The sequence below is a fragment of the Brevibacillus sp. genome (assembly GCF_003521185.1).
In the GTDB taxonomy this organism is placed as follows: domain Bacteria; phylum Bacillota; class Bacilli; order Brevibacillales; family Brevibacillaceae; genus Brevibacillus; species Brevibacillus parabrevis.
This window is the reverse complement of sequence record NZ_DOTK01000066.1, coordinates 20,295-40,550: the sequence shown is the minus strand read 5'-3', so window position 1 is coordinate 40,550 and position 20,256 is coordinate 20,295. Positions and strand designations below refer to the sequence as shown.

The 20,256-nt window shown below is 51.5% G+C and carries 23 protein-coding genes; 10 read left to right on the top strand and 13 right to left on the bottom strand.

Annotation, left to right across the window (positions count from 1 at the left end; translation table 11 throughout):
* Positions 1-199: 199 nt before the first annotated feature.
* On the top strand, positions 200-1,216 hold the full coding sequence (locus DEP07_RS20015; protein WP_173597111.1) for a S66 family peptidase: 1,017 nt from the start codon (positions 200-202) through the stop codon (positions 1,214-1,216).
* Positions 1,217-1,271: 55 nt separating this feature from the next.
* On the opposite strand, the gene DEP07_RS20010 is transcribed toward DEP07_RS20015, so the two are convergent.
* The 3 genes from DEP07_RS20010 to DEP07_RS20000 form a co-directional block, all read right to left on the bottom strand.
* Positions 1,272-2,198 carry a DMT family transporter gene (locus tag DEP07_RS20010; RefSeq protein WP_217022468.1) on the bottom strand — a complete coding sequence of 309 codons (927 nt, stop codon included), beginning with the start codon at positions 2,196-2,198 and terminating at the stop codon, positions 1,272-1,274.
* Between the two features lie 163 nt (positions 2,199-2,361).
* Complete coding sequence (locus tag DEP07_RS20005) at positions 2,362-2,874, bottom strand: GNAT family N-acetyltransferase (RefSeq protein WP_173597109.1); 513 nt, start codon at positions 2,872-2,874, stop codon at positions 2,362-2,364.
* Positions 2,871-3,329, bottom strand: a complete 459-nt coding sequence (locus tag DEP07_RS20000; protein ID WP_217022467.1) for a DinB family protein — start codon at positions 3,327-3,329, stop codon at positions 2,871-2,873. Before DEP07_RS20000 ends, DEP07_RS20005 begins: the two co-directional genes overlap by 4 nt.
* Before the next feature lie 165 nt (positions 3,330-3,494).
* Here DEP07_RS20000 and DEP07_RS19995 point away from each other — a divergent pair, with 165 nt between their 5' ends.
* Entirely contained in the window at positions 3,495-3,905 is a 411-nt protein-coding gene (locus DEP07_RS19995; RefSeq protein ID WP_063230461.1) for an acyl-CoA thioesterase, read from the top strand.
* Between the two features lie 72 nt (positions 3,906-3,977).
* Here DEP07_RS19995 and DEP07_RS19990 read toward each other — a convergent pair whose 3' ends face one another.
* Positions 3,978-4,130 carry a hypothetical protein gene (locus DEP07_RS19990; RefSeq protein ID WP_229049827.1) on the bottom strand — a complete coding sequence of 51 codons (153 nt, stop codon included), beginning with the start codon at positions 4,128-4,130 and terminating at the stop codon, positions 3,978-3,980.
* A gap of 138 nt (positions 4,131-4,268) precedes the next feature.
* On the opposite strand from DEP07_RS19990, the gene DEP07_RS19985 reads away from it, so the two are divergent.
* Positions 4,269-4,982, top strand: a complete 714-nt coding sequence (locus DEP07_RS19985) for an HAD family hydrolase (RefSeq protein ID WP_173597108.1) — start codon at positions 4,269-4,271, stop codon at positions 4,980-4,982.
* A 65-nt stretch (positions 4,983-5,047) separates the two neighbouring features.
* Here the strand turns inward: DEP07_RS19985 and DEP07_RS19980 are convergent, their stop codons facing one another.
* Genes DEP07_RS19980 through DEP07_RS19970 form a run of 3 tightly spaced genes read right to left on the bottom strand, consistent with a single transcriptional unit; the run spans position 5,048 to position 6,814 of the window.
* Positions 5,048-5,218 carry a hypothetical protein gene (locus DEP07_RS19980; protein WP_167470373.1) on the bottom strand — a complete coding sequence of 57 codons (171 nt, stop codon included), beginning with the start codon at positions 5,216-5,218 and terminating at the stop codon, positions 5,048-5,050.
* Positions 5,211-6,131 carry an ABC transporter ATP-binding protein gene (locus DEP07_RS19975; protein WP_287102929.1) on the bottom strand — a complete coding sequence of 307 codons (921 nt, stop codon included), beginning with the start codon at positions 6,129-6,131 and terminating at the stop codon, positions 5,211-5,213. The genes DEP07_RS19980 and DEP07_RS19975 overlap by 8 nt, the downstream gene beginning before the upstream one ends.
* Positions 6,131-6,814 carry an ABC transporter permease gene (locus DEP07_RS19970; protein ID WP_122966211.1) on the bottom strand — a complete coding sequence of 228 codons (684 nt, stop codon included), beginning with the start codon at positions 6,812-6,814 and terminating at the stop codon, positions 6,131-6,133. The genes DEP07_RS19975 and DEP07_RS19970 overlap by 1 nt, the downstream gene beginning before the upstream one ends.
* Before the next feature lie 136 nt (positions 6,815-6,950).
* On the opposite strand from DEP07_RS19970, the gene DEP07_RS19965 reads away from it, so the two are divergent.
* A complete protein-coding gene (locus tag DEP07_RS19965; protein ID WP_122966210.1) occupies positions 6,951-7,667 on the top strand; it encodes a response regulator transcription factor in 717 nt (238 codons plus the stop codon).
* A complete protein-coding gene (locus DEP07_RS19960; RefSeq protein ID WP_287102928.1) occupies positions 7,664-9,442 on the top strand; it encodes a sensor histidine kinase in 1,779 nt (592 codons plus the stop codon). Before DEP07_RS19965 ends, DEP07_RS19960 begins: the two co-directional genes overlap by 4 nt.
* 46 nt (positions 9,443-9,488) lie before the next feature.
* Here the strand turns inward: DEP07_RS19960 and DEP07_RS19955 are convergent, their stop codons facing one another.
* From DEP07_RS19955 to DEP07_RS19935, 5 genes are all read right to left on the bottom strand, one after another.
* Entirely contained in the window at positions 9,489-10,370 is an 882-nt protein-coding gene (locus tag DEP07_RS19955) for a YitT family protein (protein ID WP_122966208.1), read from the bottom strand.
* Positions 10,371-10,503: 133 nt separating this feature from the next.
* Positions 10,504-11,292 (bottom strand): FkbM family methyltransferase, encoded by a 789-nt coding sequence (locus tag DEP07_RS19950; RefSeq protein WP_122966207.1) that lies wholly within the window; start codon positions 11,290-11,292, stop codon positions 10,504-10,506.
* A gap of 248 nt (positions 11,293-11,540) precedes the next feature.
* Positions 11,541-12,821 (bottom strand): ethanolamine utilization protein EutH, encoded by a 1,281-nt coding sequence (gene eutH / locus DEP07_RS19945; RefSeq protein ID WP_063230453.1) that lies wholly within the window; start codon positions 12,819-12,821, stop codon positions 11,541-11,543.
* A 396-nt stretch (positions 12,822-13,217) separates the two neighbouring features.
* Positions 13,218-13,418, bottom strand: a complete 201-nt coding sequence (locus DEP07_RS19940) for a cold-shock protein (protein WP_063230452.1) — start codon at positions 13,416-13,418, stop codon at positions 13,218-13,220.
* A gap of 268 nt (positions 13,419-13,686) precedes the next feature.
* Entirely contained in the window at positions 13,687-14,286 is a 600-nt protein-coding gene (locus DEP07_RS19935) for a nitroreductase family protein (protein WP_122966205.1), read from the bottom strand.
* 312 nt (positions 14,287-14,598) lie between these two features.
* Between DEP07_RS19935 and DEP07_RS19930 the strand changes: the two genes are divergently transcribed.
* Together DEP07_RS19930 and DEP07_RS19925 are read left to right on the top strand one after the other, a co-directional pair.
* Positions 14,599-15,258 (top strand): futalosine hydrolase, encoded by a 660-nt coding sequence (locus DEP07_RS19930; protein ID WP_173598651.1) that lies wholly within the window; start codon positions 14,599-14,601, stop codon positions 15,256-15,258.
* Positions 15,259-16,104, top strand: a complete 846-nt coding sequence (locus tag DEP07_RS19925) for a 1,4-dihydroxy-6-naphthoate synthase (protein WP_122966203.1) — start codon at positions 15,259-15,261, stop codon at positions 16,102-16,104.
* A 132-nt stretch (positions 16,105-16,236) separates the two neighbouring features.
* Here the strand turns inward: DEP07_RS19925 and DEP07_RS19920 are convergent, their stop codons facing one another.
* The gene (locus DEP07_RS19920) at positions 16,237-16,761 is read right to left on the bottom strand and encodes a superoxide dismutase family protein (RefSeq protein WP_122966202.1); all 525 of its coding nucleotides are present in this window, start codon (positions 16,759-16,761) and stop codon (positions 16,237-16,239) included.
* Positions 16,762-16,920: 159 nt separating this feature from the next.
* Here DEP07_RS19920 and DEP07_RS19915 point away from each other — a divergent pair, with 159 nt between their 5' ends.
* The 3 genes from DEP07_RS19915 (at position 16,921) to DEP07_RS19905 (ending at position 20,253) form a co-directional block, all read left to right on the top strand.
* Positions 16,921-17,598, top strand: a complete 678-nt coding sequence (locus tag DEP07_RS19915) for a response regulator transcription factor (RefSeq protein ID WP_122966201.1) — start codon at positions 16,921-16,923, stop codon at positions 17,596-17,598.
* Positions 17,595-19,022 (top strand): HAMP domain-containing sensor histidine kinase, encoded by a 1,428-nt coding sequence (locus tag DEP07_RS19910; protein ID WP_287102927.1) that lies wholly within the window; start codon positions 17,595-17,597, stop codon positions 19,020-19,022. Before DEP07_RS19915 ends, DEP07_RS19910 begins: the two co-directional genes overlap by 4 nt.
* Positions 19,023-19,143: 121 nt before the next feature.
* On the top strand, positions 19,144-20,253 hold the full coding sequence (locus DEP07_RS19905) for a Fe(3+) ABC transporter substrate-binding protein (protein ID WP_122966199.1): 1,110 nt from the start codon (positions 19,144-19,146) through the stop codon (positions 20,251-20,253).
* The last annotated feature ends 3 nt before the right edge of the window (positions 20,254-20,256 follow it).

Here is a 20,256-nt window from a genome sequence, read left to right as displayed (position 1 = left end):
CAGCCTAGCTGGTTTCGATACACGCATATGTATTGGAGAAAATCCGTTTTTCGAGATCGTTTTTCTTTCACTGGGTGTTGTTCCAACATGGATAGCAGTCGGCTTTTCAAATGGTCAGGGAGCAAAGCGCGTCATCCATATCCATCTGCTTTTTGTCTGATTTTACGATAAAATGGAAAAAAGGCGAGGGGGGAACATTGTGATTACATATCCGGTCTTGAAAAAAGGCAGCACAATCGGCGTAACGGCTCCATCGTCCGGGGTGCCGGCTGAATTGCATGAACTGCTTACACTTGCCTGCAAACGAGCGGAGGAACGGGGCTATTCAACCGTTTGCAAAGACACAGCATGGACGCAGCAAAAAGCAAGGTCGGCTGATGCAGCCATCCGCGCAGCAGAATTTAATGCCATGCTTCGCGACGAAAACATCGATCTGATCATCCCTCCATGGGGTGGCGAACTGTTGATTGAAATTCTCGATCAGCTCGATTTTGAAGCATTTCCGGCCAAATGGGTGCTTGGCTATTCCGATATCAGTCTGTTGTTGCTTGCGATTACATTGAAAACGGGTGTAGCCACGGCTCATGGCACCAATCTGATCGACTTGCGCGGGGAGAGCATGGATGCGACGACAGCCCAATGGGAGGCTGTACTTTCGACCAAAACAGGCGAGCAGGTTGTACAAGAGGCGTCCGAATACTACCAGGCAGAGTGGCAGCACGACAATCCATCACCTTATGTGTTTCACCTTACTGAGCCGACTCGTTGGAAAACGACCGAATCAGAGCCAGTACATGTGACGGGGAGGCTGCTTGGCGGTTGCATAGACACGATCCGGCATGTGATCGGAACACCTTACGGGGATGTAGCGCGGTTTCAACAAGCGATGATTCAAAATGAACAACTGCTGTGGTATTTGGAAAACTGTGAATTGTCGGCTGCCGACTTGCGCAGATCGCTTGTCCAGATGAAGCTGGCAGGCTGGTTCGCTCACTGTGCCGGGATCATGTTTGGACGCAGTGCAGCGAATCACGCTGTTCAGGGCTATACAGCAGAGGACGTGTACCAGGAGCTGGCGGATGAGCTGCGAATCCCGATTTTGTACGATATTGATTGCGGACATATGCCTCCGCAAATGACGTTTGTCAATGGAGCGAGAGCCACGGTCGATATGGCTGAGGGAAGAGCGAAGGTTACGCAACATTTTTGCCCGTAGCGGCATGGAAAAAAGGACAGCGAGCGAGTTGCCAGCTGTCCTTTTTCGCGTTTGTTTATGATCTTTTCGCTAAATCGGCGGCTTCAGTGGCAGTGCGCTTGCGCAGATTGGACAAGGCTACGCCGAGAAAAATGAAGGCAGCTCCAACGAAAAAGCTGGTGCCCAGGTGTTCGTGGAGCAACAGCCAGCCGAGAAAAGCTCCGACAATCGGCTGGACGAAAAAGAAGCCTGCGCCACTGCCAGCTTGCATAAGCTCAAAGCCCTTGTTCCACAAATAAAACGCTCCGGCAGTCGAGATTAGCCCGATATACAGGATGCCCCCCCAAATCTCCCAGCCAAATTGCCACGATATCGGGGTGACAGATAGCTCCCAGAGCATGACAGGACTTGTGAAGACGAGCCCGAACAAAGCGACATACGTTGTGACAAGCAGCGAGGAATAACGCTGCGTCGCTTTTTTGCTAAGGACGGTGTACAGCCCCCAGCTTACAGCTGCGACCAACAGAATCAGGTTTCCCGTCAATGACGATTGGGCATCCGCCTGATCTGGCACACCGATTACGATGATCACGCCAACCGTTGCAAGCACGATTCCGGCGGCTTGCTTGAAGTGAATGCTTTCTTTCAGCAGCCAGACGGCAAAAATCGCAATAAAAGCTGGAGACGCGGAAGTAATCAGGGCGCCCATATGCGCCGTAGAGAGCTTGGTGCCGAGAAATTGGGCTGCAATCGAGATCGTGACCCCGACAAAAGCAATGCCCATGAGCAACGGATAATCTCTTTTCTGAACGACTTCCTTGCGGGCCAAAGCGAATGCTCCCAACACGAGCAAAGCGATGCCGAATCGCAGGATCAACAAAGTAAACGGCGGAATGACTTCCAGTACGACTTTGCTCACGACATACACGCCGCCCCAAATCGCTGCCGCAAGTGTCAGGCAGATGGCGCCAAGCAATGACTGTTTCCATGGTGAATACGACATAACAACAATCCCTCCCGGAATGATCTGATCCGTACAAATAGGCTTGTATAGCCGGGAGGCAGGAAAAAAGACGCTTCCTCACCGACTAGGCGAGGACAGGCACATCACATTCATACAGGTGGCGCTTCATTGTGATTCACCTCCTTGTTAGCGGGATGAGAGTTCAAGCTTCAAGCCATTTGGCGACCAGCAGGACAGGCTGTGTCAACTGCCCGACAGGTGCTTCTACTTGACGATACTGCTCGTAGCCAAGCTTGCCCCAAAAAAGCAGCGCTGGTTCATTGTACGCGATAATACCATGGTGAATGTGTTTGGTGCCGCGCAATAGGCAAAAGTCTTCAAACAGCTTCACCGCTTCTGTTCCCAGCCCTTTTCGTTGCCAGGACGCATGCAGAACGAGCAAACTGACCCAGCTTTTCGCATCGTGCTCGCTGGAGAGGACGACGTGCATCACACCGACGGGAGCTTCCTTTACCGTCAGCAGGAGCCAATAGCCATGGGGGATCGCCAGCGCAGAATGGTACTCCGCTTCCAACTCGGAAAGGCTCATGGTGTCGGTACGGGAGCGCAGCAAGTTGTACTGTGGATTGCTGTTGTACATATCGAGCACGTACGGCAGCTCAGCACGCTGCATCTCGCGGATGACGAGTTGTTTTCCGGAAAAGGACAAGGTCATCTTGCGCCGCCGTATTTGCGAATCAGGCCGATTTGTCCGCCATGATACCCCATATGATAAATCAGGCGACCGAGAGCCTGACGGGGAGTCAGCGTGCCGATGGGAGCTTCGCATGCCACATCCCAGGCAACCTGTGGCAGAGTGGTCAAAGCATCGACGAGATAATCGTAAGACGCCTCGCAAATAGCTAAAAGCCCATTCATATCAGTAAAATTGCCTTCGTCCTTGACTGGACCAATCGTGGCCAGAGAGGAGATATAATCAGGAAGCGGACGCGCAAAAAACATGGTACAGAAGCGAAATTCGACCTCGGCGATATGGCGAATCAAAAAGCCAATGGAGTTTGATTCGGGAGCGAGCTTCAATGGCAGCTCGTCAGCCTTAAGGTTCGAAAGTGTGTTCAAATAGCGGGAACGGGCTGTTTGCAGAGAAGGCAGCAATTCTTGCTCGAACATGGAACCATCCTTTCACGTACCGTAATAGGCGCTTGTCCTTTCTTTTATTATAGGAGAATCAACGGGAAAGAACAGCGTGATCATTCGGAAAATTTTGAATGAATGTTCACTCAGTTGCCGATTTTCGTTATACTAAAGAAAACAACAGCCAAGGAGTGAGAGAAAATGGCCCATCGCTTTGCGTTTACCGTGCAGTCTACGGATATTGATGTAATCGGTCATGTGAATAATGCCAAGTATTTGGAGTATATGGAGTGGGCGCGTTTTGACTGGATCTGGCAGCTCGGATTTACACTCGATGAATTGAAGCGGCGGGCCATTATGCCTGTGGTCGTGAATATCAATATCAACTATCGCAAAGAGCTGCGGATGAGAGAAGAGGTTTATGCGATTACGACAGCGCTGCGGGTGAAAGAAAAAAGCTTCGTGATTCGCCATGAGCTGTTCAACATACATGACGAGCTGGTGGCCGATGCGGATGTCACGATGGTGATGATCGATGCCAACACGAGGCGGTCCATATTGCTGCCGGAGGAATTGAGAGAAGCTCTGGAAAAAGAGTTAGCTGCGAAGTAAATCGTACGGCAATCGGCGATGAAAAAGCCGATCAGCTAGGCTAATCCTGCTTGAGCACAGGGATATCTTGTTTCAACTCCGAAACAGTGCCCTTAGCTCCAGCACTTCCTTTATCAAAGCATCCAGTTTGGCGTTTGTTTTATCCTTTCGATCCAAAAGAGCGCGAGTAACCAAACGAAGCTCATTCATTCCTTCCAGCAGCTGGTCAAGCTTCTCTTCTGACATGTCAATCCTCCTCCTTTTTCGCAAATGATGCCAAAAACGTGATGGCGGCTCTCATAATCCGTTACAATGATCTTAGCAAAAGACAGAGCCTTGCGCAGGTATTATTTAGAGGAAAAATGGAAGAGGAAGTGACCTACATTGTCTCGATTCAGTACGATCCTGTTTGATCTCGACGATACGCTGTTTGACTTTTCCGCTTGCTGGGAGCAGGGGATGCAGCAAACGATTGCCACTCATGCATTAACAGCAGGCATGGATGCTGCCGGACTGCTCTCGGCGCTGCGTCGCCACGGTGACGATCTGTGGATCGACGTCATTGCGAAAAAATACGATTTCACGCAGTATCGCCAACTGCGGATGCAAAGGGCAATGGCTGATTTCAACCGGATCATCGAAGCCCGGGACGTGGACGATTTTCAGCGTGCGTACCAGGCGGCGTGTCTCGATGCCGTACAGCCTGATCCATCCGTGCAACAAATCGTTGCGCAGCTGGCGGAGCAGCACAAGCTTGGCATCGTCACCAACGGCCCGGTTGATATGGCGTTTATCAAACTCGAACGTTTAGGGTTGTCCTCCTATTTTCCGCAAGATCGGGTGATTATTTCCGAGCTTTTGGGCTATCACAAGCCAGACCCGCGCATTTATGCCACGGCACGGGAACGGCTGGAAGCAGCGAGCGGCGAAGTTTTGTTTGTCGGCGATACGTGGGAAGCAGATGTCGCCGGAGCCATCGATGCCGGCTTTAGCGCGATCTGGCTCAACCCGAAAGGAAAGACGGCGACCACAGACCACAAGCCGCTGGCCGTGATCGAACGCCTTGATCAACTGCCGTCTTACTTATCATTCATGTGATCTGTTGCGCCGAAAAAGACAGCTTCGTCCCGGAAAAATGTCGGGATAAAAGCTGTCTTTTTCGTTTACTCGCCTGTACCGCGTTCTGTCCATTTCTTCCGGACGATGATGATCAAGTTCACGGTAATCACTCCGATCAGGAGCCATGTGGAGGGAGTCCACAAGTCGTCATTTTTGAAGATAATCCGATAGACAAAGACAGTGGACAAAATCAGTAAAATCATTTTGCTAGACATAGGTATCAGCATCCTGCATAAAGATTTTTTCCAGAGAGGGAACTTCCACATTCACGCCGTAAATATCCACGCGTTCCTGTACGAGCGCGCGTACCAGGGCGGCGACTTTTTGTTCCTCATCCACTTGAAGCGAAAAGCGACCATCCCCCCAACTGAGGTTGCGACCGAGCGATGCGATAAATGCGTGCAATGCAGGGTGCTCGTCAGTGGCAAAAGCGGAGTGGCGAACTTGTACCTGCCGCCATGTCTGCTGCGCTGCCTGCAACTCGTCGAGGCTGCCGAGCGAAGCGATTTTTCCGCTTTTCATGATGGCGATGCGGGTGCAAATCTTTTCTACCTCATGCAAGTTGTGCGAGGTCATAAAAATCGTTTTGCCCTTCTCGTGCAGACGGCGCAGCAGCTCCTGAATGTGCAGGGCGGATTCGACGTCAACGCCAGAGGTAGGTTCATCGAGGAACAAAATTTCCGGATCGCCGATCATTGCCTGGGCAATTCCGAGTTTCTTTTTCATCCCGAAAGAAAAAGTTTTTGCTTTGCGCGAAGCATGTTCAGCAAGCTCTACCGCTCCGAGGATGCGCATGCACTCCTCATTCGTCAAGGTAACCCCTTTGACACGGGCAAAATAGCGCAGATGATCGGCAGCCGACAGAGAGTCGTAAAAAGTGGAATAGTCCGGCAAGACGCCAATGCGCCGTTTCCATTGTTCATCACGGACGTCCTGGCCAAACATCTCGATTTGTCCGGAAGTCGGGCGAATAATCCCTGTCAGCATGTTGATAAAAGTAGACTTTCCGGCTCCGTTTCGCCCGAGAAACCCGAAGATTTCCCCGCTTTGTACAGACAGGCTTACTTGATCGACGACGGTGCGGTCACCGAAACGTTTGCTCAATTCCAGCGTTTGAAAGACGGCCATTAACAATCCCTCCTTTGGAACAAGTACATGGAAGCGCCGAGAAACAGGACGACATAGCCCCAGATGACTCCGACCCACGCGCCGCCTTTTTCCAGGTAAGTAAACGGAGTCAAGTAAGCGATCCACTGTGCAGCAGGCTGCTCGGAAAACGTGCTCCACAATCCAAGACCCGGGAGCAGCATCGCCACGACAATACCGAGAAACATCGTGTAGCTCGGGCGCGGAACTACGAGAGACAGCAAGAGAGCCAGCGAAATGCAGTAGACGAGCAGCGACAAGCAGTGCAAAAAGGTTTTGGCGTCAAACGTATGCACAGTAGCGAGTACGACGCCAAAAGTAATCACGAGACAGCTCAGCCAGAAGCAGAGGATTCCGAGAAATTTCCCCAGGATGATCTTGTTCCGGGAAGTGCGGGTGACGAGAAAGCGAATCGTCCGGCCTGCCAGCTCACGGTTGATGACGTCATGCGACAGACTAAAGACGAAGAGCGGTCCCAAAAGCATAATCAATACAAAAACGCCCAAGGCGTGTCCCTTCGCCAGTTCTTGTTGGGGGATCAAAGTTGCCGCCTGATTGACCAGATCGGAAACCCAATACGACACGCCGACGATAAAGGCGATCGTAATCAGTGACTTGATACTTTTGAACAAACGAAAATATTCATGCCTGCAAATAGCCCACATAGTGTTATTCGCTCCTTTCTCCTACAGCATAAAGGATGAATCTTTCCTCTACGAAAACGCAACCTTACCATTACCTTATCTTTTATAATGGCTGCCCCCGCTCGTGATATGATGAGGGGGAAAAGGGAGTGAGAATGTGGAACAAGAAGCGAGAATTTTGCTGGTAGATGACGAGGAAGCGATTTTGCACATGCTAAAAACCGTTTTGCAAAAAGAAGGCTTCGTACATATAGATACATGCACAAGAGCCGAACAGGCGCTGCGGATGGTCGAGGAACGCCAATATGACTTGCTGATTCTCGACGTCATGCTGCCGGACAAAAACGGCTTTGAGCTTTGCTCCGCTGTTCGCCAGCGCACGAAAGCGCCGATTTTTTTCCTGACGGCGAAAGGAACCGACTTTGACAAATTGAGCGGCTTTGCTCACGGGGCAGACGATTATATCACCAAGCCTTTTCATCCATTGGAAGTCGTCGCCCGGATGAAGGCGCACTTGCGCCGAACGCTGGGCGGGCCAGCACCTGCGCCGGAAGCGAAAATTTACGACTTCGGCCGTTTTCAGGTCAATGCGGAGGCAGCCGAGTTAACCGTGAACAACGAGCAGGTTGACTGTCCGGCGCAAGTCTTTTCTTTGCTGGTGTTTTTTTGCCAAAATCCGAATCGCGTGTTCACCAAAGAACAAATTTACGATCACGTCTGGAAGGACGAGTATGGGCTGTTCGATGAAAATACGGTGATGGTGCACATCCACAAGCTGCGCCAGCGAATCGAGGAAAATCCGGGACAACCGAAGTATTTGCTTACCGTCAGAGGATTGGGATACAAGCTGGTGACGCCAGGGAGACAGGCATGAATCTGCGCAAAAAGCTGATCATCCAATACGTTCGCCAGTTTTTCGGCTTTTTGCTGGTTTTGCTTCTGTGCCTGATCGGCTCGCTCATCGTTTTGGGCTATCGCCTCATGAACGAGGAGCTGGAAACGGATCTGTCCCGCTTGGTCGCTTCCGATTTGCGCATGCAGCTCGAATGGGAGCAAGACAAGATAAGTGTCAACGACCGAGTGAAAAAAAGCGTCGATAGCCACAACGGCTGGCTGCAGATTATCGATCCGAAAGGGACGCTTTTGTATGCGTATCGCACCCCGGCGACTATCCCGCAAGCGTATGAGCCGGGAGAGTGGATCACGCAGACGCAAAACGACCAGGCTTCGGCTTACTACGTGAAGCATTGGGTGGTAGAACAGGAGCTGTCGGAGCAAAAAGTAATCGTGCTGTACGGGACGCCAGCTCCGGAAAACGCCTTGATGGCGCAGCTTTTGGCAGCAAAACCGACAGCTGGCTCCCCGGTTCCTGCCGAGCTTGCGAACAGCTTCTCCCGGGAAAAGGGCTGGTACGCCATTTATGATCGGCAAGGCAAGCTCGTCGCGGAGTACAACGCAGCAGATGCAGCCAAGCAGCTCGATCTGATCCCGATTTTACAGAACGGCAAAGAAAGTCGAAACGTCCCTGTCATCACCACTAGCCGCTACGACAAGGCGAGCGGTTTTACGTATATCGTGGGTGTTGCCAACCCGTGGTATCGCCCGGGAGCTGCGGCTGAGTCCGTCGACAACATGATTGCCTATTCGTTTTTGCAGGTGGGCGCCGTCCTGATTGTGTCTGTGCTGCTGGCGGGCAGCTGGTATGCGCTGCGGGTCGGGAAACCGCTTTTGCATATGGTGAACTGGCTGGGCAACCTGGCGCAAGGACGCTATGCAGAGCCGATTGGCAAAAACGGTCGGCGCATCGGAACGACGCGAAAAGGCAAGCGGAAAAAGTCGTTCGCCGTCTTTCAGGACATTTTTGACGCGTTGGCGAAGCTGAGCCATACTTTACAGACCAATGAAGAACGGCAAAAAGACATCGAGAAAACGCGCGAAGAATGGATATCCGGGCTTTCCCATGATTTGAAGACGCCGCTCAGCTCGATTTTTGGCTATGCGACCATGCTGGAGTCGGAGCAGTACGAGTGGGGCAGGGCGGAAGTAAACCAGTTTGGCCGAACGATCCGGGAGAAAGCCGATTACATGAATGGCTTGATCGAAGACTTGAATTTGACGTACCGTTTAAAAAATCACGCGCTGCCGCTGATGAAAGAGCCAGTGTCTGTCGTGGAGGCGATCCGCAGAATGACAGCTGACCTGGTAAACGAGCCGAGCGCGTCTGGGCACGAGATCGAGTTTGAGGCTCAAGAGGAAAAAATCGTGGCGCTGCTCGATCCGAAATGGTTTTCGCGGATCGTCATCAACATTTTGACCAATGCGATCCGGCATACGCCAAAAGGGACGCTTGTGCGCGTAGAGGTCAGTCTTGCTGCCCCTGACAGCTTTGCAGTTCGCATCGCGGACAATGGTCCGGGGATGGACGAAAAAACAAAAGCGAGCTTGTTTGAACGCTATTATCGCGGGGGGCACACCAAAGAGGATACGAGCGGAACCGGACTGGGGATGGCTATCGCCAAACAGCTTGTTCTCGCCCACGCCGGGAACATCGAGGTCAAAAGCGAGCCGGGGAAGGGAACAGAGGTAGTGATGATGTTTCCTTGCCAGACGCAGACAGCAAGTCATGGCAGCCTGCCGACAAAGACATAAAAAAGGTGCCGCTGATAGTCAGGCGGCACTTTTTTTGCAGAGCTTCTTAGTGAATGGCGTTTTTCTTGAACTGCCCGCCGCGTACATCGTGGATGTTGCCGACTGCCAGGAAGGCATTCGGATCAAGCTCCTCGACGATCAGCTTCAGCTTGGCTTCTTCCAGACGGGTGATGATGCAGAAAATGACTTTCTTGTCATCTCCGGTATAACCACCCTCCCCTTTCAAGTAGGTGACACCGCGTCCCAAACGGGCAACGATGGCGTCTCCCAACAACTTGTGGTTTTCGCTAATGATCCAAACGGATTTGGATTCCTGGAAGCCTTCGATGGTCAGATCGATCATTTTGAAAGCAATGTAATAGGCAATCAGCGAGTACATCGCGCGATCCCAACCGAATACGAATCCGGCACTGCTCAAAATGAATAGGTTGATAAACATGACGATCTCACCAACGGAGAACGGAGACTTTTTGTTAAACAGTACCGCGATAATTTCCGTACCATCCAGAGAGCCGCCGTAGCGCAGAACAAGTCCCACTCCAATCCCCATGATAATACCGCCGAACACCGCAGCAAGCAGCGGATCATCCGTCAGTCCGGGAACGGGATGCAGCAGAGTGGTTCCGAGGGACATGATACTTACCCCGAAAAGCGTAGAGATTGCAAAGGTCTTTCCGATTTGCTTATAGCCGATTATGAGAAAAGGCAAGTTAAGCAAGAATAGGAAGATGCCAAGAGACAGAGATGTGAGATGCGAGGCAATGATGGAGATACCTACGATTCCTCCGTCGATGATCTTGTTCGGCACCAGAAAAATCTCCAGAGCCACAGATACAAGGGAAGCACCGACGAGAATAAAGAAGATTCTCTTCAGCAACTTTCCAATGGGTAATTTTTGATGAGTCGATTGTGCATTGAGTTGTTCCATCGTTTCTCTCCCCATTGTGAAATTTTGTACCTTTTTATTATAACATTCATTTTTGCTTGACTACTGCTCAATTGCACATTACACAAAAAAAATAAGCAAATTCTGATATGTATAATTGAATTTTGGCCGCAGATCAATCGGTCATAATCAAATAAGGGCACTCTCCGGTCGCCAGCACGATATCGAGGTCGATTTCTACCGTTGAGCCTTCGCTATTGAGGACGAAGAAGCGCTTGGAGAACGTCTGGCGATAGTGGCAAAGCAGTTGGGCGAACGGCTCCCAATCCGCTTGCAGCATGTTGCGGTTCAGCTCAAAGACGACGTTTTTCGCTTGGGTGGAGAGTACCCGTTCCATGCCGAGAAAAGCTTGGTATTCGCCGCCTTCAATATCGACTTTGACGAAATCAATGCTCTGGTCTGGCGGAAGCAGATCGTCGACGGCGACAGCGTCCACTTCGAGCTGGTCAAATTCATCCAGATAGTGCTTGTGGTAAGCTTCATTGTGTTGTTGCAGCGAGCTGTTGCCGAGGAAGCGACGGGAGGCGTAGAACGAAATGCGCGACTTCCGGGAAAAGGCCGCCAGCCGATAGCTCTGTACGCGGTCGTGAAAATAGTTGATAGAGAGATTGTCCAGCAGAAAGGCATGGCAGCGCGGGTGCGGCTCTAGCGCAAACAGCTTTCCGGTCGGTCCGATCAATTGACCGAGCAAAATGGTAAAATAGCCGATGTGGGCACCCAGCTCTACAACGACCTGACGAGGCTTCACCTGCTGGCAAAAATAGCGGGTCAGCGGGCTCTCATGGGTTCCGTTTGCCGCAAGCTCAACGCCCACACTCAAGTCTTCCGAGGGACTAAGCAGCTTTTTGCCATAGCAAGTCGTGAGCAAAAGCCGATTGTTTCCCAAATAGACAGGGGAATGCATCCAGAAATCAGCTCCTTGTCGCATTTTTGCCAATACAGTACAGCGTATGTACAGCAGGACGTTCTGAGACGTGTTGCTTTTTTGCGCAAGGCATGGCGCAAAAAAGCAGCGGATTTGTCCGACTGGCTCGGTGTCATGAGGCTGTCTTGGCGGTGTGAGCATCATTTTGCGGGCGCCGTGACGATGACTTGACATATATACTGCATACAAACAGCAAAAAGGCCGCCCTTGATGGACGGCCTTGCTTTTTATTCTTTCGTAGCAGCTACTTCAGAAGCAGCTTTATTGGATGCATGGTGATCCTTGTATTCATCAGGGCCGATGATGCCAGCTGCGCGATCTTGTTTCTCCAGCTCCAGTGCTTTTGGCACAGACAGCCAGTAAGAGAGCGCGATTGCAATGACACCTGCGCCGAGCTTGCCGAGCATGACAGGCAAGATGATGTTAGGCTGGAAGTTCGCAGAGAAGGACAAGTGGTCACCCAGCAAGAACGCTGCACATACGGCAAACGAGATGTTTACCACTTTGTCTTTTGGCGGCATGGAACGCACGAGACGGAACATCGCCAAAATGTTTGCGACAGTTGCCAGAAGCCCCGCACTGCCTGTTGGGCTAAGACCCAGCTTGTTACCGAGTGCTTCCAGTGGCTTCGCCGCGTATTTACGCAGCAAGTATACCATCGGGAACGCACCGCAGAGCATGATACCGATATAACCGGCTGTTTCCAGGGCGCGGTACTGGTCTTTCGGGTCGGCGATGATCGGATCGAAGCCCCAAGCGCCAAAGAGGGTAGTAAAGATGCCAGTAAAGTATTGCACGATCGAGAACACGAGTACGAGTTTGATACCAGCGTCCATTGTTTTACCGAAGATCATGAATCCGCGAATCATCAGGTCAGGCATGAAGCGCAGACCAGCGGCAATCGCTATTACGAAAATGAGGATAGGAGACAAGTTCAGCAAAACCTGGCCGATTCCGATTGCAAAAGCGTAGGTGGAGTCAGCATTCGTAGAGATTTCAGCACGCACTTGCGCATTGGTCAAAGAGAGAATGGCACTGGTGATAAAAGCGCCGATCGGAACAGTCAAAATCCCGGACATGACGCCAAGCGCCATGTATTTGTGGTCGCGCTTGTCCAGCATGGCAAGTCCCATCGGAATGGAGAATACGATCGTGGCACCAGCCATCAGACCGACTACCATTGCCATTACCCAACCCTCGGTCGAGCTTTTCAAAATGTTCGCCAATTGGTATCCACCCATGTCAGAGGCCAAAATCGCGGTCGCTGCCAGGGCAGGGTCGGCGCCAATTTTGTGGAAAATCGGCGATACGGCTTTTTCTACAAACCAGGAAATATAAGGGAGAGAGGCCATGATACCGGCAGCAGGTACGAAGATGTAACCGGTTGAGTGAATCCCTTCCATGAACTCCTTGCCAAGCCCTTCATCGCTGTTGCGGATTGCTGCGATCGCACCGATGACTGCGCATAGCATGATGATGTAAATAATGACACTTCCAATGTGCTCCATGGACAACCCCACCTTTTTGAAAGATGTAAACAATAAAAGCGCTTAGGAATCCCTGAAAACAGGATGTACCTAAGCGCCTTTGCTTATTTTGTATGGACTTGTTTAAACAGCTTTATGATTGCTAACCATCTGGAACCGCTTTCAAACAAAGTTAGAAAATAAGCGAAGGAATCACTATCATTGCGTAAAATTTTGAAAACTTCATGCTGGAAAGCGCCATTGCTTTTCGCTGCATTATAACGTGATTATATGGGGAGCGTTGACTATTGTCAACAGCTCTTTAGGGACAAAGTCCGAATTTTATAACGCCGATCGACAAAAAACGACTTTTTCCGCCTGAAAAAGGCAGTAAAAAAAGCCGCCCCGCTATGCAGCAAGGGCAGCTTCGTGAGTCAATTACAGTTTTACAACGTTCTCAGCTTGTGGGCCGCGGTTGCCTTCTACTACGTTGAACTCAACGCGTTGGCCTTCTTCAAGAGTTTTGAAGCCGTCGCCAGTGATTGCGCTGAAGTGAACGAATACGTCGTTTCCGCCTTCAACTGCGATGAAACCATAACCTTTTTCAGCGTTGAACCATTTTACTGTACCTGTTTGCATGGGTGTTACCTCCAACAATATTAAAATGAATATGCAACTTTTATTTGTGGATAAAATAAAATTCACACATTGTGAAAGGTTCAAACATAACTGTAAACCCTTTACAATATGTGAACGCTTTTTTGAAACATCTTTTGTTTAAGTTAATACTACCACAGACAAATGCGGAAATCAATCGCTTACTTTAATATCTTCCCGGTAAAATATAGACAAAGACGGCGAAAAGCTGAAATGGCTTCGCGCCGTCTTGTCATGAGCCGTGAAAAAATTAGGCGAAGAACTTCACGCGCTCTTCGATTGGCTGGAACTGTTTCTCGCCAGGCTGCGCGGTTGGCTTGCCGAACGGCATTTGCGCGATCAGCTTCCACTCGCTTGGGAGGTTCCATGTTTGTTGCACTTCTTCATTGATCAGCGGGTTGTAGTGTTGCAGGGATGCACCGAATCCTTCTGTTTCCAGGGCAGTCCACACGACGAATTGCAGCATGCCGGAGGATTGCTCGGACCAAACCGGGAAGTTGTCTTTGTAGGCTGCGAATTTTTCTTGCAGACCTTTCACTACGCTTTGGTCTTCGAAGAACAGAACCGTGCCGTAGCCATTGCCAAATGCGTTCATTTTTTCTTCCGTAGGAGCGAAGTTTTCGGCTGGAACGATTTTGCGCAATGTTTCTTTTGTGAGGTTCCACAGTTTATCGTGTTGTTCGCCCAAAAGCACAACAACGCGGGCGCTTTGCGAGTTAAAGGAAGATGGAGTATGCTTTACGGCTTCTTCAACAAGCTCGCGGATGCGCTCGTCAGAAGCAACGGCTTCCTTGCTGATTCCATAATAAGTTCTTCTGTCTTTAACGGCTGTAAAAAAGTCTTTGCTCATGATCATTTACCTCCAGGAGATTGTGTTTTATTTACATAGTGGATGAAAAAAGTTGAACTTATTCAACATAATTAACTTACGTTTCGTAACCTAATATATTTTATTAGAAGCACATTGTCAATACCTTTCCGGCAAGGAAGGTGCAGTTTCACTATCAGTATTCCCAATCTCAGTGTAAGTAATTTCCTTTCGCTATACAAACAAGTCAAACACTTTACAGCAAAGAAAAGTAGCGATAACGTGGAGGAGGAAAAAGTTTTTTCAAACAGGATGAAAACAAGCAGGGAGAGCGGAAGGAGGGCAGGCGAAAAGATGCTTGATCAGCAAAAAAAGCAGCGCATCCTGATCGTTACATCGGTAGCGGTTGAACGGGATGCGGTCATCGCAGGTATTGGTGAAGATGAGCGGTTCACCTTTTTGATCGGAGGCGTGGGGCCAGCAGCTGCGGCTGCCAGCACAGCACGGGCTTTGACCGAAGCTCGCTACGATCTGGTCGTATGTGCCGGAATATGCGGCGGATTCGTCGGACGCGCAGATGTCGGTTCGCTCGTGGTTGCCAGCGAGATTGTGTGCGCCGATTTGGGGGCCGAGACACCGGATGGTTTTCACAGTGTGGACGAGCTAGGGTTTGGTTCTGCGCGCGTACCAGTCCCGGATGAGCTGGCAGAGCAGGTGGAGCAAGCCATGTTGCAGGCGGGCTTGCCTGCTTATCGCGGGCAAATTTTGACGCTGTCTACGGTGACGGGAACGGCGCAAACGGCGCAGGCACTGGCAGAAAGAATGCCGGGGGCGCTCGCGGAGGCAATGGAAGGCTACGGCGTTGCCATCGCCGCGCAAGCAAGCGGAGTGCCTGTACTGGAGATCAGAACAGTTTCCAATGCGATCGGCCCGCGCGACAAGTCGGCTTGGCGGATCAAAGACGCTCTGGAAGCTTTACAAAAAGGAAGCGCAGTATTGCGGGAGGTGCTGTAGATGAAGATTGCATTTTCACCGTGTCCGAACGATACATTTGTCTTTCACGCCTGGGCGCATGGCTTGATCCCTGGCGCACCGGAACTGGACATCATGTACGCAGATATTGACATTACGAATACGCTTGCGACGCGGGCGGAAGGCCCGGAAGTGATGAAAATTTCTTACGCCGCCTTGCCGTGGGTGCTGGACAAGTATGCGCTGCTTCCGTGCGGAGGGGCTTTGGGCAGAGGGTGCGGCCCGCTTGTCCTGACGCAAGGCGATTCCGGCGCGAGTGCCAACGATCCGGCCCGGCTGTCCGGCAAACGGGTGGCGGTACCGAGCGAGCGTTCCACAGCTTACTTGTTGTTCCGCTTATGGGCAGCGCAAAACGTCCCGGGAGGCGTCGGAGAAATCGTCGTGATGCCGTTCCATGAAATCATGCCAGCTGTACGAGACGGCAAAATCGACGCGGGGCTGGTCATCCACGAAGCGCGCTTTACTTATCAAAACTACGGTCTTTCACTCATGACCGATCTCGGCAACTGGTGGGAGGCGGATACGAATCTGCCTATTCCTTTGGGAGCGATCATCGCGCGCAGATCGATGGATTTGGAGTCGCTGGCGAACTGGACGCGGGCATCGGTGGAGTACGCCTGGGCGAACCCGACAGCATCCGAGGAGTATGTCATGTGCCATGCGCAAGAGCTGTCTGTTGAGGTTGCCAAGGCACATATTGACTTGTACGTAAACGAATTTACCCGAGACTTGGGCGAAGATGGCTATGCGGCGATTACTGCCTTGCTCGGTCGTGCAGCCGAGGAAGGGCTTGTCCCTCGCTTCGATCTGTCGCTGCTGCGCGGATAGACAGGCAAGGAAAAAAGAAAACGAAAAGCACAGGGGCTGCGTCTCTGTGCTTTTTGGCGTCCATGGCAGGAAGGGCGGGGGAGAGATTGCGGAGAAGCGCTGCTTTTGTCATGGAGTTGAGCTGTGATGGGGCTAGGCGGGCATGATGATGCCGCAGGCGAGTCTTTTGCCGCTATTCCCGGATGGCTGTGTCCGGTAGTCGTCGGGATTTTGGTGAATGATCACTGATCTTCCGACGACATCTGCTGCCCTGAACTTGTTGGTAAAAAAGCTCATTCGCGTGTACCCGTCATTGGAAAAGAGTACGGGGAAGTCGCCGGCATGGTTGCCGTGCGGCTGGTTGGTCGGGTTCCAGTGGCTTCCCGCTGCGGTAAAAGGATCGTCGGCATTGCCGACAGTGCACACGCCGTGGTCGTGCAGGTGAAAGCCAAAAGGACCGATCGGCTGTTGATTGCCGGATGCAGGCTTGTAGGGCGGTAAACCGATCGCTTCCACATACACCTCTGTCCCGTACGGAACGTCCGTGAAGACGACATAGCCGTTCAGGTTCGGAGCCAGCGGCCCGCCCTGAATTTGCGCATAGGCTTGTGTCGGCGCAGCCGGGTATGAGGAAGAAATCATTCTCGCGTCGTAAAAATAAGGCGAATACCCGTTCATTTCCACATCCCCCTCATGATGGAATGGTTACGATGATCATCCTATGTAGCAAATGGGCGGATGGTTCATCGACGAACGAGTCGCTTATGTTGACGCTGATAATTATTATCATCTACAATCAGATGGACTTCCCCATGAGGGACAAAAGGTGAGTAAACGATGAAAAGAGTGCTTTTGATTGAAGATGAAAAAAACATGGCAAGATTTATCGAGCTTGAATTGCGCCACGAATCGTTTTCCGTCGTTGTCGCTGATGACGGAAAAACAGGACTGGAGCTTGCGCTAAAGGAAGAGTGGGATCTCGTACTGCTCGACTTGATGCTGCCGGAAATCGATGGGATCGAAGTGTGCCGCGCCATTCGCGAACGCAAAAAAACGCCGATCATCATGCTGACGGCCAGGGACAGTATCGATGATCGCGTCTCGGGTCTGGACAGCGGCGCAGACGACTACATCCCGAAGCCGTTTGCCATTGAGGAGCTGCTTGCGCGAATGCGGGTCGTGTTCCGCAGACAGGAGGAACAGACCGACCTGGCGCGGACGAAGCTTGCTTTTCGCGAGCTTGTCGCAGATTTGGAAGCCCGCACGGTAGCAAAAGCCGGCCAAACCATCGAGCTGACCAAAAGAGAGTATGATCTGCTGGTGGTGTTCATGAAAAACATCAACCGCGTATTGCCCCGCGATGTGCTGCTGGACACGGTATGGGGATACGAGTCGGCGGTGGAAACGAACGTGGTCGACGTGTACGTGCGCTACTTGCGCAACAAAATCGACTCGGCACAGGAAGGCAGCTACATTCAGTCCGTTCGCGGAATCGGATACGTGATGCGCAAATGAAAAAATACACCCCGTCGCGACTGTCCAGACTTCCGATCAAATGGAAGCTGACCCTTTGGTCGTCCGTGCTGCTGTTTTGTGTGTTCATCGTCTACAATACCGTCCAATACTTTTTTGTGGAAAAATGGATGATCCATCAGGAGGAACAAGCCACCGAAAAAACGATGCGCGAGATTCTCAATTTTGCTCTGGAAAGGGAGATTTCCTTTGAGGGGGCCGATCTCGACGAAATGCGCGGCTTCCTGCAAAAAATCAACCAGCAAGACCAGCGAATCCGCATCCTCGACGAACAAGGAAACCCGGTCGCTGCCGTGTCCAATGGCATCGAGGACAGCCTGGCAGCCACAATCACAGGCTCCCCGCACGAACAGTGGCGGAGCATGCACGTCAAAGGCAATCTGCTGTTGATGGAGCGGCCGATCACGATTTTTCAGTTTGACGGCACGGTGGAGATTGTAAAAAACATCAACGAATTTGAGCAGCTGAGCGGAGCGCTGTTTCAATTTATGGCGATCGGCTGTCTCGTTGCGGTTATCATCAGCGGCCTCGGGGGGCGGATGCTGGCTCGCCAGCTGGTGAAGCCGCTGCAGGCGATGAATCAGACGATGAAAAATGTGAAGCAAAAAGGGCTGGCTGAGCGGATCGCCTTTTACGACAACCACGATGAGATTGCTACGACGATGAACATGTTTAACGTCATGATGGACAAGGTCGAACGTTCTTTTCAACAGCAGCGGCAATTCGTCGAGGATGCCTCGCATGAATTGCGGACGCCAATCGCGATCGTCGAAGGGCATTTGGGCATGCTGCATCGCTGGGGCAAGCATGACCCTGCCGTTCTGGAGGAATCTTTGCAAATCTCGATTCAGGAGCTGGCGAGGTTAAAAGCGCTGGTAGAAGAACTGCTGGCACTGACGCGGGCGGAAAACTTGCAAATGGATGAAGCAACGGCTGTGTGCGAGCCGGAGCAAGTCATTTTGCAGACGATCAAAAAAGTGAATGTGCTGCATCCGGCTTTCACCATGGAGCGTGACTTGCGAGAGTTGTCAGGAGTGAGGCTTGCGATATCGGTGGAGCACCTGGAGCAGATTTTGCTGATCCTGCTCGACAACGCCGTCAAGTATTCGCGGGAACGAAAACGGATCGCTGTGCAGGCGACGGTGCAAAAAGAAAGAGTGTGTCTGGCCATCAAGGATGCAGGGATTGGCATTCCGGCAAAAGATTTGCCTTTTGTCACAGATCGCCTGTATCGGGTAGACAAGGCACGAAACCGCAAAAGCGGCAGCGCAGAAGGGAACGGGCTTGGTTTGTCGATCGCGAAGCGGCTGGTCGAGCGGTACAACGGGGCTTTGTCCATCGAGAGCATCGAGCAGGAAGGGACGACTGTAAACGTCTTCTTGCCGATTCGCGCGGGCGTGCAATGAGGACGAAAAATGTTTTTTTGATTTTCTCATCGTTTTCTCATTTTGTTTCGCTAGAATAAGCCTTGTCGATTGGAAATGATATTCATTATCAAAACAACCGGAGTAAAGGGGACGAATCAAGATGAGAAAAACAAGCATGCTCGGTCTCATGCTTTTTACGATGCTGACCGTGCCGTTCATGGCAGGCTGCGGTGCCGGACAAGGGCAAGGCGAAGGCAGCGCGAATCAGCCGCAAGCCAGCACGGAAGCGCCAAAAGCGGACGAGAAGGCAAGCAAGGATCAGGTTGTCAACGTATTTACGGCCAGACACTACGAGATCGACAGCAAGTTGTTCAGCGAGTTTACCAAGCAAACCGGGATCAAGGTCAACGAAGTAAAAGGAACTGCCGAGGAGCTGGTTGAACGCCTGAAGCGCGAAGGGGAAAGCTCGGAAGCGGATTTGTTCATCACCGTGGATGGCGGCGTGCTGAACTATGCCAAACAAAATGGCGTTCTTCAACCAATCACTTCCGCCGAGGTAGATAAAAACGTGCCGAGCAAATGGCGCGATTCCGACAATGAGTGGATCGGCATGGCGACCCGCGCTCGCGTCATCGTGTATGCAAAAGACCGCGTGAAGCCGGAGCAGCTGTCTACTTATGAAGATTTGGCGAGCGACAAATGGAAGGGCAAAGTGCTGGTGCGTTCTTCTTCCAACTTGTACAACCAATCGCTGGTCGCTTCTTTCATTGAGCTGAACGGCGAACAGGCTGCCCAGGACTGGTCAACTGGCCTCGTCAACAACCTGGCTCGCAAGCCAGAGGGCGGCGACCGTGATCAGGCAAAAGCCATCGCTGCCAAGATCGGCGATGTTGCGATCATGAACACCTACTACGTCGGGCAAATGCTGAACTCCAAAGACGCCGAAGAAGTGAAGGTCGCAGAAAATATCGGCGTATTTTTCCCGAACCAAACTACGACTGGCACACATATGAACATCAGCGGCATCGGCCTGACCAAGCACGCCAAAAACAAAGACAATGCCATCAAGCTGGTGGAATACATCACGGGCAAAGAAGGCCAAACGATGTTGACACAAGGCAGCTTTGAATTTCCTGTCAACGCCGAGGCAGAGCAGCCAGCGCTGTTGAAAGAGTGGGGAGAGTTTAAAACACAAGAACTGAACTTTGCCAAGCTCGGCGAGAACAACAAAAAAGCCGTTGAACTGATGAACAAGGCAGGGTGGAAATAAAAG